Source organism: Kribbella sp. NPDC049227 (assembly GCF_043197265.1).
Lineage (GTDB): Bacteria > Actinomycetota > Actinomycetes > Propionibacteriales > Kribbellaceae > Kribbella.
The window spans coordinates 100,193-116,826 of sequence record NZ_JBICST010000005.1 but is presented as its reverse complement, the minus strand read 5'-3'; the positions used below and the strand labels follow the sequence as shown (position 1 = coordinate 116,826).

Here is a 16,634-nt window from a genome sequence, read left to right as displayed (position 1 = left end):
TCTCCTCATCCCAGCCGGTACGTCGCGTGCGCGTTGCCGGACATGATCTTGGTCTGCAGATCCCCGGAGATCCCCTCGGGCAGCGCGTCGGCGGCGTTCGCGAAGTGCGCGTGGGGGTAGTCGGTGGAGAACATCAGCATCTCGTCACAGAGCAGTTGGTCGATGACCTCGACGAGGAACTGCGGGGTGTCGGGCCGGTCGAGTGGCGCGATGGTCATCCGGACGTGGTCACGGAGCACCTCCGACGGCGGACGTTCCACCCACGGGACCTCGCGGCGCAGCCCCTTCCAGTCCTTGTCGAACCGCCACATCATCGGCGGCAGCCAACTGAAGCCGCCCTCGATCGTCGCGACGGTCAGCTCGGGGTACTGGACGAAGACTCCTTCGGCAACGAAGCTCATCAACTGCGCCTGGAACGCGAGCGGAACACTCACGTAGTCCTCGACGAAGTACGTCGCCCAGCCGACCGGCGTCACCGGGTTGCCGCTCAGACCTCCGGCCTGGACGCCGACGACGAGGCCGGCCCGCTGCGCGGCTTCGTAGATCGGCCAGAACCCGCGCCGGCCGAGCGGCTCACGACTGCGCGACGGCACGGTCACCTGGACGAACTGGCTGTGCTGCGCGGCCCATTCGACCTCCTTGGCCGCGAACGCCGGATTCTGCAGCGGAAGCACGGCCGAGCCCCGCAGGCGCGGATCCTGCTCCAGCCACTCGTGCAACTGCCAGCGATTGAGCGCCCGGGCGAGCGCCGCCGCCAGGTCGTCGTTGTGGACGGAGTCGATGGCATAGGTGCAGTTGAGGATCGCGTACTGCAACTGCCACGGGTCGAGCAGCTGCTGCTGGAGGAGCTCGAGGCTCGATCCGGGCGGTCCCTGGTCCGGCCGCGATCCCTCGAGGAAGAGATTCGGCGCATTGGACGGATAGAGGTTCGAGGCCAGCCCGCCCATCCCGGACTCGGTGATGTAGTCGCACCACCGCGCCTCGAGATAGGGGAAGAGGCTCCGCAGGTTGTCGAGGTTGATGTGCACGTCGGTGTCGACCAGGTCGAGTCCGGCCCACTGCCGCGGTCGTGCGTAGTTCTCGAGTTGTTGGGTGGCCACTTGTGATCTCACCTTCGTGGTTGGGAACTCACAGGTCGAGGACCAATCGGGCGGACAGCGCGCGCGAGACGCAGATCATCATCGTGTCGTTGGCGGCGCGCTCGTCCTCGTCGAGAACGGAGTCCCGATGATCCGGAATGCCTTCCAGTACGGTCGTCTGGCAGGTGCCGCAGGTGCCCTCTTCGCAATTCGACAAGACGTAGATCCCCGCCTCGTCCACGACTTCGAGGATGGATCGGCCGGGCGGTACGACGAGGACCTCGTCACTGTCGACCAGTTCGATCTCGAAGGAGGTGTCGGGCGCGACCTCGGTGAGAGGTCTCGGCGCGAACCGCTCGACCTGAAGCGACTTGTGCGGCCAGTGCGCACTCTTCGCCTCGACGGCCGCGATCAGGGGTTCGGGACCGCAGCAGTAGATCAGCGTCCCGGGCTGTGGTTCGTCCAGGAGCCGATCCAGTTCGATCAGGCCGCGACGGTCCTGCGGCCATTCGAGAACGCGCTCGGGATCGAAACTCCCGAGCTCGTCCCGGTAGGCCATCGACGCCGCGCTGCGACCGCCGTACACCAGTCGCCAGTCGGCGCCGGCCGCGTGCGCCGCGCCGATCATCGGGATGATCGGCGTGATTCCGATGCCGCCGGCAATGAACAGGTACCGCGGGGACTCGTGCAGCGGGAAGTGGTTGCGCGGCCCGGTCGCCGTCAGTACGTCACCGGCCTGGATCCGCTCGCACAACGCGGCGGAGCCGCCACGGCTCTCGGGTTCGCGCAACACGGCAATGCGCCACTGGTGGCGATCCTCGGGATCCCCACACAGCGAGTACTGCCGAACGAGCCCGGGGCGAACCTGTACGTCGATGTGACTCCCCGGGGTCCACGACGGCAACTCCGAGGCGTCGTCGGCGACAAGCAAGAGTTCGGTCACGCCGGACGACACCTGCCGGTGAGATCTCACCCGCAGGCGCATGGTCGTTTCGCGCACCGCCTCCGCTCCCCCTGGGGCGTCAGATATTGACAATGACATAGTCGCGGTCGACCTCGACCTCGTACGTTTCACCGGAGTACGGACCGGGCTGGAACCCGGCCGCGGACAGCTCCGGATTCCTGGCCAGGGCCTCACCGGACTCCACGTCGGTGGGATACGCCTTGACCTTGGTCTTCGCGGGGTCGAACCAGGACTGCCCGGTGGCGATCTCGAATTCCCAGCCGTGCCAGGGACAGCGGATGATCTCCCCGCGCATGATGTAGTCGTAGTTCCCGGGCCTGTCCGAGCGGACCAGTCCGGACGTCACGCCCTCACACATCGGTCCGCCACCGTGCGGGCACTGATTGCGGATCGCGTAGAAGTTGCCCTTGACGTTGAAGACGCCGATCGACCGCTTGGCAATCTCGACCACTTTCCGCTGGCCGGGTGGAATCTCGTCGACCGTCGCCACGACGTACTTGGTCACATTGTCTCCTTGTCCAGAAGGCATCATTTGATTCCGGTCATCGAGATTCCGCGGGTGAAGTACTTCTGCGCGAAGACGAAGACCAGGACGGTCGGGATGATGGCCAGCGTCGCTCCGGCCATCAGCGGGCCGTACTGCGTGCTGTCCTGGGTCTGGAAGAACGCCAGCCCGACCGGGACGGTGAACTTGTTGACATCGCTCAGGTAGACCAACGGGCCGAAGAAGTCGTTCCACACGTTGACGAAGGTCAGCACCGCCAGCGTGGCCAGGGCCGGCTTCGACAGCGGCAGGATGATGCTCACGAAGATCCGGAAATGGCTGGCACCGTCGACGAGTGCGGCCTCGTCGTACTCCTTGGGGATGGTCATGAAGAACTGCCGGAGCAGGAAGGTGCCGAACGTGTTGGCGACGATCGGCGGGATGATCAACGGGAAGTGGGTGTCGATCAGGCCGGCCTTGACGTAGGCGGAGTACAGCGGCAGCACCATCAGCATGTCCGGGATCATCAGCGATGCGAGCAACAGCCCGAAGGCGGCGTCCCGCCCGCGGAACTGCAGCCGCGCGAAGCCGTAGGCGCCCAGGGCACAGACCATCAGCCGGCCGATGATCACCAGCACCGTGATGTAGGCGCTGTTGCCCAGGAACCGGATGAACGGCAGGACGCCGTTGTTGATCAGGTACGCGTAGTTGTCGAGGGTGAACGGGTTCGGGAGCAGGCGCGGGGTCAGGCTGATCACGTCGCCCGGCTCCTTGAACGAACTGGACAACATCCACAGGAACGGGCCGATGGCAATCAACGCCGCGACGACGCAGACGACGTACGTCGCCGTCGGTCCCACGATCCGGCCGGCCCGCCGTCGCCGTTCGTTGCCGGCAGCGTCCACCGGCAGCGGCGGCCGCGGTGGTGCGATCCGTTCGGGAGCACGAGTGTCTTCGACCGTCATTGATAGAACACCCACCTCTTCGAAAGCCGGTTCTGGATCCAGGTGACCGCGAGAAGCACAGCGAAGAGCACGATCGCCAGGGCCGAGGCGTAGCCCATCCGTCGCAGCGAGAACGCCTCGTACCAGAGGTGGTAGATGTAGACGTAGGTGCCGTCACCCGGTCCGCCGCCCGTCATCACCAGGACGAGGGCGAAGACCTGGAAGGAGCCGATCGTCTGCAGGATCAGCAACATGAAGATCGTCGGCGTCAGGAACGGGAGCGTCACGTGGAAGAAGCGTGAGAACCGGCCGGCCCCGTCCAGGGTGGCCGCCTCGATCAACGTCTCCGGGACCCCCTGCAGGCCGGCCAGGACAATGATCATGTTGAAGCCCATGTTCGCCCAGATCGCGGTGACGATCACCGCGGCCATGGCCGATCCGGGCTCGCCCAGCCAGTGCGGTCCGGTGATGCCGAACGACGCCAGGACCGCGTTGATCACGCCGTACTGATCGCTGAACACCCACCGGCTGACGACGCCGACAGCGACCAGGGAGGTCACGTACGGCAGGAAGATCAGCGCGCGGATGACGGCCATCCCCCGGAGCCGGTTGTTGACCAGCACGGCCAGCGCGATCCCGATGATGATCCCGACCGGGACGTACCCGACCGTGTAGATGGCCGTGTTGATCAGGCTCTTGCCGAACAGCGGATCCTGCCCGGAGAACATCTCCTTGTAGTTGGCCACGCCGGTGAACTTCGGCGCGGCCAGGCCGTCCCAGTCGGTGAAGCTCGTCACCAGGGTCGGAAGGACCGGGATGACGTTGAACAGCAGCGTCCCGAGGACGACCGGACCGATGAACATCCAGCCGCGGAGGTTGCGGCGCCGCCCTCCGCGGCGCTGGTCGGCCGCCGCAGGGTCCCGCGCCGGGAGGGTCTGGGTGGCCGTCACTTCGCCGCGACCTTCAGGTCGGGATCGGTGAGCGCTCCTCCCTTCTCGAGCAACTCCTTGCCCTTGTCCCCGTTCCAGCCGCGCTTCTTGATCTCGGCGTTGACGGCATCCCGTCCGCGCTTGAGGTAGTCGGTGGTGGCGAGCTTGCCGCTGACCAGGTTGTTGGCGTTGGTGCCTTCGACGAAGGAGTCGGCGAGTGCCGTCCCGATCGGCCCACGCGGGAACGGTACGTCGACCGGGTGGCCGCCGGCGGTGCCCAGCGCTTCAGCCCAGACGCTGGCCGTCTTCGGCCGCGGATGGTCGGTGAACGCCGCGCTCTTGGCGACCTCGGTCAGCGCCGGTACGGCGAACTGTGCCTTGGCCATGACGTCCGAGGCCGCCTTGCCGCACAGCGCCTTCATCGCCAGGAAGGCGGCCTGCGGATCCTTCGCGGTCTTCGGGATGACCCAGGTCCGGGCGTAGTTCTTCGTCATGGCGAACAGCGGCGTCTTGGGCCAGGGCATCACGTCCCAGTCGACGTCCTTGCTGATCTGCGCGCTGATGTCCATGGCCTGCCACGTCATCGCGAGCTTTCCCGCGTTGAACAGCGGCAGGTACTCGACGTCGATGGTGGGGGCGTAACCCTCGCGGATGTAGGAGATCTGCTTGTCGATCGCGTCCAGCGTCTCCGGCTTGCCGTAACCACACTCGGTCTGGTTGTTGTAGAGCGCGGTGTCACCAGCACCGTACGCCGTGGGCTGGATCGTGTTGACCGCGTACTGCAGACCGTAGGTGTCGGTCCGGCTGCCGCTCTTCTTCGTCAGCTTCTTGACGGCCGCGTCGAACTCGTCCCAGCTCCACGCATCGGCCCACGAGGTCGGCGCCGTGAGCCCGGCATCGGCGAACAGCTTCTTGTTGTAGTACAGGGCATTCGCGCTCATGCCGGGCGTGATCGAGAACTGATACCCCTCGACCGCGACCTTGGTGGTGAACGTCGGGCTGTACTTGGTCAGATCGAACCCTGTACTGGCGTCCTGCATCATCTTGTCCAGCTGCAGGATCTTGCCGTTGGTCGCCAGGTCGTATACCCGGTCGTCGTCGATGCGCTGCAGATCGGCCGCCGTACCGGAGGCGAACTGCAGCATGACGCTCGCCCAGTCGTCGCCGGGCGCGGGCTTCCAGACGATCTTGATCTTGTGCTCGTCGAGGCTCTCCTTCTGAGCAGCCGCGATCATGTCCTTGAACATCTTCTGGGTCGTGGGATCGCCGACGGAACTGAAGGTCACCTCTGTCCAGCCTGACGGCGTACCGGACGATCCTGAGCCGCACGCGGTCAGCGAGGTCCCGGCGACGCCGGCGGCAGCCAGACCCAGGCCCCCTTGGAGCAATCGGCGGCGGGTGAGCAACGAGCCGGAAGTCATGAGTGTCTCCCTCGGCAAGGCGGGTTCGCCCGGCACAGGCCCCCGAAGTCTGCGCGACGACAGCTCTCTACACCGATGTACTACGCGGCGCCTGAGAGCTGTGGGCTATTGATCTGGGTGGTCCAAGTGTTCGCTCACTGACGCAGAGCTGTCAACACTATGCGGAAGAGCAGTTCCAATATGCGGAAGCTATCGATCGTGCTCCGACTCGCCCGACGCACCATTTATGCTGGCTCCAGCGAATCCCGGCGTGGGGGTTGAGACAGAGAGCGGGATGGTGGAGAACAGGACGTCGGGGAGTGTCCAATCCGTCGAACGGGCGTTCCACCTGCTCGAGCTGCTGGCCGACAGCGGCGACTCGTCGCTGACCGAGCTCTCGGCCGCGATCGACGTCCCGGCTCCGACCACGCATCGATTCCTCAAGACGCTGGTCTCACTCGGCTACGCACGCCAGTTGCCGAACCGGCACTACGGGCTGGGGCTCAAGCTGACGAGACTGGCGGGCAGGGTCGAGTCGCAGTTCGGCCCGATCGTGTCACCGCACCTGGACACGCTCGCCCGGGAGATCGGCGAGTCGGCGAATCTGGCGGTCCTGGAAGGCGACCTGGTCGTCTACATCGCCCAGTCCCCCTCGCGGCATGCGATGCGGATGTTCACCGAGGTCGGGCACCGCGCGCACGCCCATTCGACGGGGGTCGGGAAGGCGATCCTCGCCGGCCTGTCCGACGAGCAGGTGGAGCGCATCGTCAGCAGGGTCGGCATGCCGGCCGAGACCGCGCACACCATCACCGACCTGGCCAAGCTCCGCACCGAACTCAACCGGATCCGCCGCGCGGGTTATGCGACCGACAAGGGCGAACAGGAGATCGGCGTCGTCTGCTACGCAGTCGCGATCCCCGATGTCCCGATCTCGATGGCTATCTCGGTCTCCGGCCCGACCTTCCGAATGACGCAGGAGCTCGGCAAGACGGCCGTCCCGCTGCTGATCAGCGAGGCCCAAGCGATCGCGAAGGAACTGCTCGGCCTGCTGGGGTGACCCTGTGTGCGTAGCATCACGGCGTCAGGCGATCTTGTCGAGTTCTTCGAGGTCGGTGTCGGTGAGTTGAACTGATCCTGCTCGGAGGTTCTCCTCGAGGTGGGCGACGGATTTGCTGCCGGGGATCAGCAGGATCGCCGGGGATATCGCCAGAAGCCAAGCGAGTGCGACCTGCGAGCGGGTGGCGCCGTACCGGGCGGTGAGCTTGTCGAGGGCAACTTCCGCGTCGTCGCTGAGGCCCATGCCTGGCGGAAGCTGGGACTTGTCGATGCCCGGATTCAGCATTCCGGCAGCCAGCGGGAAGTACGGCACGAACGCGATACCTTCGTTCTCGCAGTGGCGCAGTACGTCCAGCGCGCTGCGGTCAAGAAGATGGAAGCGGTTCTGTACGGCGGCCACCGGGGCGATCGCACGAGCCGCCTCGAGTTGCTCGACGGTGACACCACTCAGACCGAGGTTGCGGATCAGGCCGCGTTCCCGCAGCTGGGCGAGTGCGCCGAACGATTCCTCGAACGGCGTCTCGTCGGGGAAGAGCATGCCGTCGCCACCGACGCGCAGGTACACGAGGTCCAGCCACGGTCGGCCCAACGTGACCAGATTCCGCTCGACCTGATCACGCAGTTGCTCAGGGCCCGCTTCGGCGTTGAACGACTTGTACTCGTCGCGGGCGACACCGACCTTGGTGGCGATCACCAAGCCGTCGGGGTACGGGTGCAGCGCCTCACGGATCAACTCGTTGGCGATATCGGGGCCGTAGGCAACACTGGTGTCGATGTGATCGACGCCCAGATCCACGGCCCTGCGCAGTACGGCCAGCGCGGCGTTCTTGTCGGTGGGTGGGCCCCAGATCATCGGTCCGGGCAGTTGCATGGCGCCGTACCCGAGCCGGTTGACGCTGAGACCCTCGGCCGGCATGTTGCTGTGACTCACGGACGATCTCCTGGTGTTGCGCGCGACGCGGTTTCCGTCGCGTTGGCGGACATGATGCGTTTCTGCACGGAGGCGGTCGTCACGCCCTTGTTCTCATGCCGGTCGAGCTTGCCGCGGACCACCAGGTCGTGGACGCCCTGGCGCGTGATCCCGAGCATCGCACCCGCTACGGCGTACGACACGGACTCCGCGGTCGGATGCCCGACCCTGCGGACCATGACCTGACCCAACGGGGTCTGCCACCAGCCCGGTGGCGGCGTGAACCCCTGGTCACCGGGATACAGCGTGCTGACCAGACGGATCGCGGTGAACCTGGCAGCAACCTCGTCCTCGCCCAGCAGCCGCGACGCCCACGCCGCGGCCATCTCGACCACCCGATCGTGAAGCCCGGGCTGATCGGACTCCAGCAGGATCTCCAGCGGATCGAGCAGCCGGATCTCCACCAGAGCGATCAGCTGTTCGACGAGCTCGCGCTCGGACGGCAACTCCTCGACCATGACCACCCTTCCACTACTTGACACTCATCATCAAGTACTAGACAGGCTCCGTCAAGTACCCCAGGATGTTCGCATGGAGATCCTGACTCCGCCCCACGTCGACGACCGGGCCGAGGTCGCCACGCTCGGCATCACGGTGGTCACGCCGTTCCGCGGGATGTTGAAGGTGCGGGATCAGCTTCTGAACGAGCTGATCGGGTGGTTGGACCAGGCGAACGTCGAACCTCGCGGGCACTTCTTCCTGCGGCTGCTCACGATCGACATGAACGGACCGATGGAACTCGAGGTCGGCGTGACCGACACCGTTCATCCGGGCGACGACCGGGTGCGACCCGGCGTACTGCCCGCCGGTAGGTACGCGTCCCTCATCTATCGCAACCATGCGCTGCGGGCGAACCGCGCTCTGCTGGAGTGGGCCGAAGCCGAGGGACTCGTTCTCGACAAGGACGAAGTACCGGCCGGTGATCAGTTCGGCTGCCGGTACGAGGCGTACCACACGGACCCCCGGCACCAGCCACGCAAGACCCTCTGGGATGTCGAAATGGCCATCCGCCTCCGAGCCGATTGACGGTCATCAGCGCGGCAGGCACTCGCAGGCTCGAACCATCGCGGAACCCGGCCGGCGCTGCGGCGCCGGCCGGGTGTCAGAGGCGAGGTGCTGGGTCATTTCACATCCGCCGTCGCGAGGACCGCGGCCGGCTGAGTGGTGACGGTTCGGGCCGTGCGCCACAGCGAGTAGCCGAGGCCGATCATCGCGATGCCGTTCGGGAAGGCCAGCAGCCGGTAGAACGCGTCCGGCAGCAGGACGAGCACGATGGTGACGACGCCACCGACGGCGAGCAGCGCGGCCGCCCAGCGGGCCAGAACACGGGCCTGGTAGAGCGCGATGCCGAAGACGAGGCCGCCGGCCAGGTAGCCGAAGTTCTGGACCTGTTGGACGATCTGCAGCAGACCGATGTCACCGGTGGCGGAGTGGCCCTTGGACACGGCGATGACGTCGTTCACGTAACCGGGGTTGGTGTCGGCGATCGAGGGCAGGACGAACGCCGCGGCGGCGACGGTGGTCAGGATGCCGAGGTAGCCGGTGCCGAGCACGAGGTAGCCGACGAGTCCGGCGACTCCGTTCTTGCGGACCTGGCTCAGGTACATGCCGGTGATGCCGACCAGCGCCAGTACGGCCATCAGCAACTTCAGCGAGTTCCGCACCATCACTTCGGTCGTGCCGATGGAGGTGGCGTCCAGGTGTGGGTGGTTGATCTGGACGCCGATGAAGATCAGTCCTGCGACGACCGCGGCGGCGCCTGCGGCCCGGGTGAGGGTGGTTGGCGTGATGGTCATGTCCGGCTCCTGTTCCGGTGGTCCGTGGCGGGTGCCGCGGTATGTCCGGAACGTATTTCGGGAGGTGGCGACCGGGCGTCACAACATGTGGTGACTGACGATGTGACATGTCCTCGCGGGACACGTGAGTGCTACAGCAGGCCGAGCTCGCGGCCGCGGCGGACGGCGGCCGAGCGGTTGTTGACGTCCAGCTTGGTGAAGATGCGCTTGGTGTGGGTACGCAGCGTGTTCAGCGAGACGAAGAGCCGGCGGGCCATCTCGGGGCCGGTCAACTCACTGTCGAGGAGGCGCAGGACCTCGAGCTCGCGTTCGCTGAGCGGGTCGGCCAGTGATCCACGGGCAGGTACGTCGGCAGCACCGGTGCCGAGGAGTCGGCGAGCATGCCGGCGCAGTACGTCGTACTCGCCGCCCTCCTGCACGGACGCGGCCTCGTGGAGCAGGGCGAGCATCGGGGCGCCCTCGTCGAGGAACAAGCGCACGTAGCCGTCCGGCTCCGGCGCCCCGGCCAGTGCCGCATCCAGCTCGGCCAGAGCCTCCGGTCGTTGCCCGCGCGCCTGATGGGTGAGGGCTCGCAGCATGCCGATCTCCAACAGACTGCCTGCGCGCGTCCGCTCGGCGTCGGCGTACAGCCGGTCCAGCAGCGCAAGTACGTCGCCCAGTCGCGCGGTGTCACTGGCGAGCAGGAGCCGCACGAGCGTCAGGTGTTCGTACTCGCGCTGGAACGACACGTCATCGGCCACGGTGACGTGGTGGTCGTCCGCCCACTCACGAGCCGCAGCGAGGTCTCCGGCTGCGATGTCCACGCGGGCTCGCATGGCGGCGAGGGGGCTGAGGTCCGGGTAGAAGCCGAGCCGGTACAGCGTTGCCGCGTGGTCGAGCAGCTCCCTGGCGGTGGCGTGGTCGCCGTTCGAGACGCACACCTGGGCGGTGACGACGTACCAGCGGTGCCGGTTCTCTGTGATCGAGCCGCGCTCGCCGAGCACCCTCGCCGTCTCCAGATGGGCCTCTGCACTGACCAGATCACCCAGCTCACGGTCCAGCTCGGCCAGTCCGACGTGCAGGTCGGCGACAGCCCGCGGGTACGGCTCGCCGCCCTCGGTCGCGGTCGCCAGGGCCTGCTCGTACAGCCGCCGCGCCCGATGGGGACGGCCTGCAGTGATCCACATGTCGCAGAGCACCACCGTGGTGTCCAGCTCGTCGATCAGGTTGCCCGCAGCGTGCAGGCTGCGGACCGCGTCCGAGAACGTAGCCAAGGCCTCCTCGACGTCACCGGCCGCCCACGCAGCCAGGCCGAGGTATCCGGACGCGGCTCCCCGCACGAAGTGGTCCTCGGCGCCCGCCAGTTCGAGCGCTCGCCGGGCGCACTGCACAGTGGCCGGTACGTCGTGCCGCGCTTGAGCCAGCGCGGCCCGGTAGACCCACACGGTGGCCGGTGCGGTCCGCAGGTCCTCGTTGTCAGCCCACATTGCCGCAAGCGCCTGGTCTTGTGCGCCGGCCGCCAGCGCCGCGTCGGCATCATCGAGCCGGTGCTCCATCCCGTCCAGGTCACCAGCCGTCATCAGCGACCAAGCGGACACGATGCTCAGGACCGGGCTCCGCCGTACGACGGACTCTGGCAGCGACCGCATCCATCGCAGCATCAGGCTGTCCTGCCGTGCGCGGCGCAGGTCCGGCAACGCCTCCTCCATCAGGTAGGCGGCGCGGTCGTAGTCACCAGCGGCGAGTGCGTGGTGTACCGCGTCCGCGAGCAGGTCGTGCGCGGCGTACCAGGCGCTCGCAGCCTGATGCAGGGCCGGCAGCTGCTCCGGGTGCTCGGCCATCAGGCGAGCGCGCAGGACATCGCAGAAGAGGTGGTGGTACCGGTACCAGGAGCGCTCGGCATCCAGCGGGACCACGAACACGTTGCCGCGGTCCAGCTCCTCCAGCACCTGTCCACCGCCCGTCCCACCGGTGACCGCATCACACAGTTCACCGGTCAGTCGGTCGAGGACCGCGGTGCGGAGCAGGAAGTCCCGGACCACCGCGTCCTGGCGAGCGAGGACCTCGTCCACCAGGTAGTCGATGACGAAGCGATGGCTGCCCGTGAAGGCCCCGATGAACCCGGCAACGTCCCCGCGGTCCGACATACCGCGCAGCGAGAGCGCAGCCAGCTGAAGGCCGGCGATCCAGCCCTCGGTCCGTTCCTCCAGCGCCTGTACGTCGGCCTCGGTGAGCTGCAGGCCCATCATCTCGTTCAGGAACTCCCTGGCCTCCGCCGGTGCGAAGCGCAGATCCGCCGCCCGCACCTCCGTCAGCTGCCCGCGACTCCGCAGCCGCGACAGCGGGAACGGCGGATCCGCGCGCGTCGTCACCAGCAGATGCAGCTGATCCGGCGCGTGGTCGAGGAGGAAGGTCATGGCCTCGTGCACCTCGGGCTCGTGGATGACGTGGTAGTCGTCCAGCACGAGCAGCCAGTGGCTGTCCGGCGCCTGCCGCCCGGCACGCACGAGTTCATTGACCACCGCGAACATCGGCGCGTCGTCCAACGCCGCCGGATCCAGGTCCAGACCGATGCCGGCGAGCGCCGCCCAGAGATGGGCGAAGAAGCGCGGCAGTGCGTTGTCGCCCTCGTCGAGCGACAGCCACCCCACCCGCTCCTGGCCCGCGGCCCAGTCGCTGAGGAGCGTGGTCTTGCCGAATCCGGCCGGCGCCGAGACGAGGGTGAGTCGGTGGCCGCGGTCCAGGGTGCTGTCCAACCGGCCGGCAAGCCGTGGGCGCGCCACCAGTTCCGACCGCCGGGCCGGCGGAAACAACTTGGTGGCGAGCACCGGAGTCGACACGTCCGGATCATAACGGCGCGCCGTCGGCCCGGAGTAGCGCTCAGGACTTGTTGCCTACGGCAATGTCCAGGGGACCTTCGTGGTGAGCCGGTTGGCGAGTGCGTGACGACTCTCCGGAGAGGCGAGCGGAGTGGCGTGCGGGTTCGTAGGATTGTCATTCCGCACGGCCGCCAGGTGTGAGGAGGGCGCATGGAGTACAGATCGGCTCAGCACTCCATTCCGACAGCGACCCAGGGGGTCGCGCTGTGGGTGGCGGGAGCCTTCATTTCGCTGGCATGTTTCGGGGTCGCGCGGATGAGTATCGGTACCGAAGGGCTGTTGTTCGGGGTCTTTCACGTGTCCGTGGTGGGCGCGATCCTGCAGCTGGCTCTCGGTGTCACCGCGCTGGTGATGGCGGGATCCGCGCGGCATTGCCGTGCGTTCCTGGCGGGCGCGGGACTACTGATGGTCGTGCTGCTGACCTACGGACAGTTGGACCCGGCCCCGGTGGTCGCGGATCTGGTGCCGATCGGTCCGGCTGACGTGTGGCTGCACGTCGTACTGGCGCTCACGATGCTGGTGGGGGCCGCGCTGCCGGCCAGAATCAGCTGGCGGACGATCAGCTGGCGCCGGCCTAAGATGCGGCCGGCCGTTACGGGGGAGAACGGCCGGACCGCGAGTTGAACGTAACAACACGGTCCGGCAGCGCTCAAGGTGCCTTCAGCATTCGTCATCCGAGGGACATGCTCAGACTGCGCCGCCCCGATCCTGCCGTCATCAGATCGTCAAGTGGATGCGCTTCCGGTCGTCATGTCCGAACGCCGGTGAACGGGCCCTACCCGCACGGTGAACCGGGGACGAAACCCTGAATCCGTAGACACGTTACGTATAGGCACGCCCGTCTTTGTCCTGTCATTCTCAGGTCCGATGTTTGCGCCCCAGAACATCATCCGCCCCTTTGAAGGAGAGAGAATGACGCCCGATTCTCCCCCACCTCGACGACGCACGCGCACCCGCCGACTGCTCGGTGTCGTGCTCGGCACCGCCACGCTGATGGTCACCACCGCGGTGGCCGCGTACGCCGCTCCGCCACCGCATCTGCCGCAGAACGCCGGTGGATGGGAGCAGTCGTTCTCACCGGCGTACGACTACGACACCGACGGCTGCTACGCCGTACCCGCGATCGGGTCCGACGGCACGCTCAACCCCGGCCTCAACCCGAGCGGCGCGGTCAACGGCAGTTGCCGGGACCAGTCGGACCTCGACAACTCCCAGACGTACGCCCGGTCGAAGTGCAACAACGGGTGGTGCGCGGTCATCTACGCCAGCTACTTCGAGAAGGACCAGGCCGTGCCCGGCAGCAGCCTCGGCGGCCACCGGCACGACTTCGAGCACGTGATCTCCTGGATCAACCAGTCGGCCAACCAGGTCGAGTACGTGACCACCACGCAGCACTCCAGCCAGGTCACCTACGCCAGGTCGCAGGTGCGCTTCGACGGCTCGCACCCGAAGGTCGTCTACCACAAGGACGGCGCGAGCACGCACTTCTTCCGGCTGGCCAACAGCAACGACGAACCGCCGGAGAACCACTACCACAACTGGCGCTACCCGCCGCTGGTCGACTGGAACGGCTGGCCCAGCACCGGCCTGCGGGACACCCTGATGAACGCGGACTTCGGTTCCGCGACCATCAAGATCACCGACAAGGACGACCGCTTCCGCAACCTCCTGAACGCTTCGAAGCCCGCGGGCATCCCGTTCGACCCGTGGGCCTGACCACCTGACGTTCCACAGACCGGGTCTGAGCCGGACGGCTCAGGCCCGGTCTGCCGGTGTCGATGAGGCGTGCGTCTCTCGCTGCCGGTGACGGAATTCATATCGGCGGGCAATGCATCGGGTGTGGAGTGGGCAGCATGAACGATGAGCCCCGGTTCCTGGTTCCCGCTGTGGTGTTCGTTGGCCTGGTCGTCGCGGTGGTCGCGAGCCTCGGCGCACCGCTGATCACCGCGGTCGCCGACCAGTACGGCGTGTCGCTGGCGGCATCCCAATGGACGTTGACGATCCCGCTGCTGTCGGGTGCTGTGGCCACCCCGGTCCTCGGCCGGCTCGGATCCGGACCGCATCGCCGGACCGTCATCCTGACCACTCTGGGCATCGTCGTCCTCGGCAGCGCGCTGACCGTCGTACCGCTGCCGTTCGCCATCCTCCTGATCGGGCGTGCGGCGCAAGGGACCGGGCTCGGTCTGACCGCCTTGATGATGGCCACCGCCACCGATCACCTCAGCGAGCGGCGGGCCGCGAGCACGATCGCTTTGTTGTCGGTGGCATCGACCGCCGGCATCGGCGTCGGCTATCCACTGGCCGGAGCGCTGACCGATGCCGCCGGGATCCGCGCGGCATACGGCCTCGGGCTGGTGGTCACGGCTCTGGCGTTCGTCGCCGCGTCCCTGGTACTTCCGCAGGCGCCGCCGCGGCCAGGTCGCCGAGTCGACGTTCCTGGAGCGGCTCTCCTGACCATCGGCCTGCTGGCCCTCCTGGTCGTCATCAGTCAGACCGGGCTCTGGCGCGACCACGCGACCCTGACAGCGGTGATCCTGGCCGTCGCACTGCTTCTCCTCGTGCTGTGGGCGGTCGTCGAGACCCGCGTCGCGCATCCGCTGGTCGACATCCGTCTCCTCCGGCATCCCGCTGTCGCGGGCGCCAACCTGGTGATGTTCACCGCCGGCATCGGCATGTACCTCCTGCTCGGCCTGATCACCCGCTATGTCCAGACGCCCGCCTCGACCGGCTACGGCTTCGGCCTGAACACCTTCGAGGCCGGGCTGGTTCTCGTCCCCTTCTCGGTGGCCGGCTTCGCCGCCGGGAAGTTCCTGCCGCGACTGCGCTTCAGCCCGCGGACCCGGCTCGCCGCGAGCGCCACGATGGTGCTCGTCGCCTTCGTGCTCTTCGCGCTGGGTCGCTCCCACCTCGCCGGACCCGTGGTCGCGATGACCGTCCTCGGCCTCGGCGTCGGCGCGTTCTCCGCATCCATGCCGGGCGCGATCCTGACCGTGACACCGAAGTCCGAGACCGCCAGCGCGATGAGCGTCAACCAGGTCGTCCGCAGCATCGGCTTCTCGATCGGCAGCGCGCTGACCGGCATCGTCCTCGCCGCACACACCACCGCCCAGTTCCCCGCCGAGCCCGCCTACGGCACCGCGGCCTGGATCGGCGTGGCCATCACCGCCGCCACGATCGTGCTCAGCCTCGGCGTCCTGCGGCGGAGCTGAAGTGGTTGCGGAAGTCGCGGGGGCTCATCGCGTTCTGCGCGCGGAAGCGGCGGTTGAAGTGCGAGAGGTTGGGATAGCCGCAGCCGGTCGCGATCGCGCTGATCGGCGTGTCCGACTCGATCAGCCGGCGGGACGCCTCGGCCAGCCGTACGTCGTTGACGTAGTCGGTGAACGTCCGGCCGGTGTGCCGCCGGAAGAAGCGGCTGAACGCGTCCGGTGACATCGAGACCAGCGCCGCGGCCTCACCGATCGCGAGGCGTTCGGCATAGTCGCGACGTACCAGACCGATCACGCGGTCGATCCGCTCTCGGGCTGCGGCGTCGATGTCGGTGACGAGGGAACGGGTCGCGATGGTCTCGGCCGGCTGACCGGCCAGTGACACCAGGATCTCGAGGACGGCGAGTGTCCCTCTCGCCGCGTCGGTGGTGTTGCTCAGGGCAACCATGGCCTCCGGGACACCGTCGGCGCCGTCGAAGCGCAAACCACAGCCGGATCGGGCCAGCAGGCGCCGTACGCCGTGGAACTCGGGCCGATCGAAGAACCCGGTGCCGAAGGCGTCGTACAGGAACTGCACGGTCACGGCCTCATGCCACCCGGCCGCCTCCGACTCCCAGGTGTGCGGCGTCTCCGCGCCCAGCAGGACCAGATCCCCGGGACCGTAATCGGCGACCCGGTCACCGACGTACCGCCGGCCCGATCCGGCGACGATCAGCGTCAGTTCGTACTCCGGGTGGTAGTGCCAGTCGAACCCGAACCGCGGCTCCGCCCGCAACCCCAGATGCCACGACTGATGCGGCGAGGCAGGGATGTGCTCGTACGTCGGCCGCATGCCAGAACAGTACTCTGCCGACGCCCGACCGCCGTCAACCTGACCGAAGTGGTCAGCAGAGTACCGGTTTTGGCCGCTGCACGCGTGGCACCCCGATCGCCGCTGAGCAGAAACTG

At 67.3% G+C, this 16,634-nt stretch carries 16 protein-coding genes; 5 read left to right on the top strand and 11 right to left on the bottom strand.

The genetic code is table 11. From position 1 onward, the window contains the following. Positions 1-5 precede the first annotated feature (5 nt). The 6 genes from ACGFH6_RS22710 to ACGFH6_RS22685 all read right to left on the bottom strand — a co-directional run bounded on the left by ACGFH6_RS22710 (position 6) and on the right by ACGFH6_RS22685 (position 5,821). Positions 6-1,100 carry an amidohydrolase family protein gene (locus ACGFH6_RS22710; protein ID WP_393387034.1) on the bottom strand — a complete coding sequence of 365 codons (1,095 nt, stop codon included), beginning with the start codon at positions 1,098-1,100 and terminating at the stop codon, positions 6-8. Positions 1,101-1,128: 28 nt separating this feature from the next. Continuing rightward, complete coding sequence (locus tag ACGFH6_RS22705; RefSeq protein WP_393387031.1) at positions 1,129-2,022, bottom strand: PDR/VanB family oxidoreductase; 894 nt, start codon at positions 2,020-2,022, stop codon at positions 1,129-1,131. Between the two features lie 79 nt (positions 2,023-2,101). Further along, positions 2,102-2,548 (bottom strand): Rieske (2Fe-2S) protein, encoded by a 447-nt coding sequence (locus ACGFH6_RS22700; protein WP_393387028.1) that lies wholly within the window; start codon positions 2,546-2,548, stop codon positions 2,102-2,104. A 23-nt stretch (positions 2,549-2,571) separates the two neighbouring features. Beyond that, positions 2,572-3,492, bottom strand: coding sequence for a carbohydrate ABC transporter permease (locus tag ACGFH6_RS22695; RefSeq protein ID WP_393387025.1), 921 nt, complete (start codon positions 3,490-3,492; stop codon positions 2,572-2,574). Then, a complete protein-coding gene (locus tag ACGFH6_RS22690; RefSeq protein ID WP_393387022.1) occupies positions 3,489-4,421 on the bottom strand; it encodes a carbohydrate ABC transporter permease in 933 nt (310 codons plus the stop codon). Before ACGFH6_RS22690 ends, ACGFH6_RS22695 begins: the two co-directional genes overlap by 4 nt. After that, complete coding sequence (locus ACGFH6_RS22685; protein WP_393387019.1) at positions 4,418-5,821, bottom strand: extracellular solute-binding protein; 1,404 nt, start codon at positions 5,819-5,821, stop codon at positions 4,418-4,420. The genes ACGFH6_RS22690 and ACGFH6_RS22685 overlap by 4 nt, the downstream gene beginning before the upstream one ends. A 274-nt stretch (positions 5,822-6,095) precedes the next feature. Between ACGFH6_RS22685 and ACGFH6_RS22680 the strand changes: the two genes are divergently transcribed. Beyond that, positions 6,096-6,857 carry an IclR family transcriptional regulator gene (locus tag ACGFH6_RS22680; RefSeq protein WP_393387016.1) on the top strand — a complete coding sequence of 254 codons (762 nt, stop codon included), beginning with the start codon at positions 6,096-6,098 and terminating at the stop codon, positions 6,855-6,857. Between the two features lie 24 nt (positions 6,858-6,881). Here the strand turns inward: ACGFH6_RS22680 and ACGFH6_RS22675 are convergent, their stop codons facing one another. Further along, positions 6,882-7,787, bottom strand: coding sequence for an aldo/keto reductase (locus ACGFH6_RS22675; protein WP_393387013.1), 906 nt, complete (start codon positions 7,785-7,787; stop codon positions 6,882-6,884). After that, positions 7,784-8,284, bottom strand: a complete 501-nt coding sequence (locus ACGFH6_RS22670) for a hypothetical protein (RefSeq protein ID WP_393387010.1) — start codon at positions 8,282-8,284, stop codon at positions 7,784-7,786. Before ACGFH6_RS22670 ends, ACGFH6_RS22675 begins: the two co-directional genes overlap by 4 nt. Before the next feature lie 73 nt (positions 8,285-8,357). On the opposite strand from ACGFH6_RS22670, the gene ACGFH6_RS22665 reads away from it, so the two are divergent. Next, positions 8,358-8,852 carry a hypothetical protein gene (locus ACGFH6_RS22665; RefSeq protein WP_393387009.1) on the top strand — a complete coding sequence of 165 codons (495 nt, stop codon included), beginning with the start codon at positions 8,358-8,360 and terminating at the stop codon, positions 8,850-8,852. Between the two features lie 95 nt (positions 8,853-8,947). Here ACGFH6_RS22665 and ACGFH6_RS22660 read toward each other — a convergent pair whose 3' ends face one another. Together ACGFH6_RS22660 and ACGFH6_RS22655 are read right to left on the bottom strand one after the other, a co-directional pair. Then, complete coding sequence (locus ACGFH6_RS22660; RefSeq protein WP_393387007.1) at positions 8,948-9,622, bottom strand: hypothetical protein; 675 nt, start codon at positions 9,620-9,622, stop codon at positions 8,948-8,950. 131 nt (positions 9,623-9,753) lie between these two features. Next, on the bottom strand, positions 9,754-12,441 hold the full coding sequence (locus ACGFH6_RS22655) for a LuxR C-terminal-related transcriptional regulator (RefSeq protein ID WP_393387005.1): 2,688 nt from the start codon (positions 12,439-12,441) through the stop codon (positions 9,754-9,756). A gap of 189 nt (positions 12,442-12,630) precedes the next feature. On the opposite strand from ACGFH6_RS22655, the gene ACGFH6_RS22650 reads away from it, so the two are divergent. The 3 genes from ACGFH6_RS22650 to ACGFH6_RS22640 all read left to right on the top strand — a co-directional run bounded on the left by ACGFH6_RS22650 (position 12,631) and on the right by ACGFH6_RS22640 (position 15,689). Then, the gene (locus ACGFH6_RS22650) at positions 12,631-13,104 is read left to right on the top strand and encodes a DUF4383 domain-containing protein (RefSeq protein ID WP_393387003.1); all 474 of its coding nucleotides are present in this window, start codon (positions 12,631-12,633) and stop codon (positions 13,102-13,104) included. 288 nt (positions 13,105-13,392) lie between these two features. Next, on the top strand, positions 13,393-14,196 hold the full coding sequence (locus ACGFH6_RS22645) for an NPP1 family protein (protein WP_393387002.1): 804 nt from the start codon (positions 13,393-13,395) through the stop codon (positions 14,194-14,196). Between the two features lie 137 nt (positions 14,197-14,333). Beyond that, complete coding sequence (locus ACGFH6_RS22640; RefSeq protein ID WP_393387000.1) at positions 14,334-15,689, top strand: MFS transporter; 1,356 nt, start codon at positions 14,334-14,336, stop codon at positions 15,687-15,689. Here ACGFH6_RS22640 and ACGFH6_RS22635 read toward each other — a convergent pair. Continuing rightward, a complete protein-coding gene (locus tag ACGFH6_RS22635) occupies positions 15,661-16,518 on the bottom strand; it encodes an AraC family transcriptional regulator (RefSeq protein ID WP_393386999.1) in 858 nt (285 codons plus the stop codon). The two genes, ACGFH6_RS22640 and ACGFH6_RS22635, sit on opposite strands and share 29 nt — an antisense overlap. Positions 16,519-16,634 lie beyond the last annotated feature (116 nt).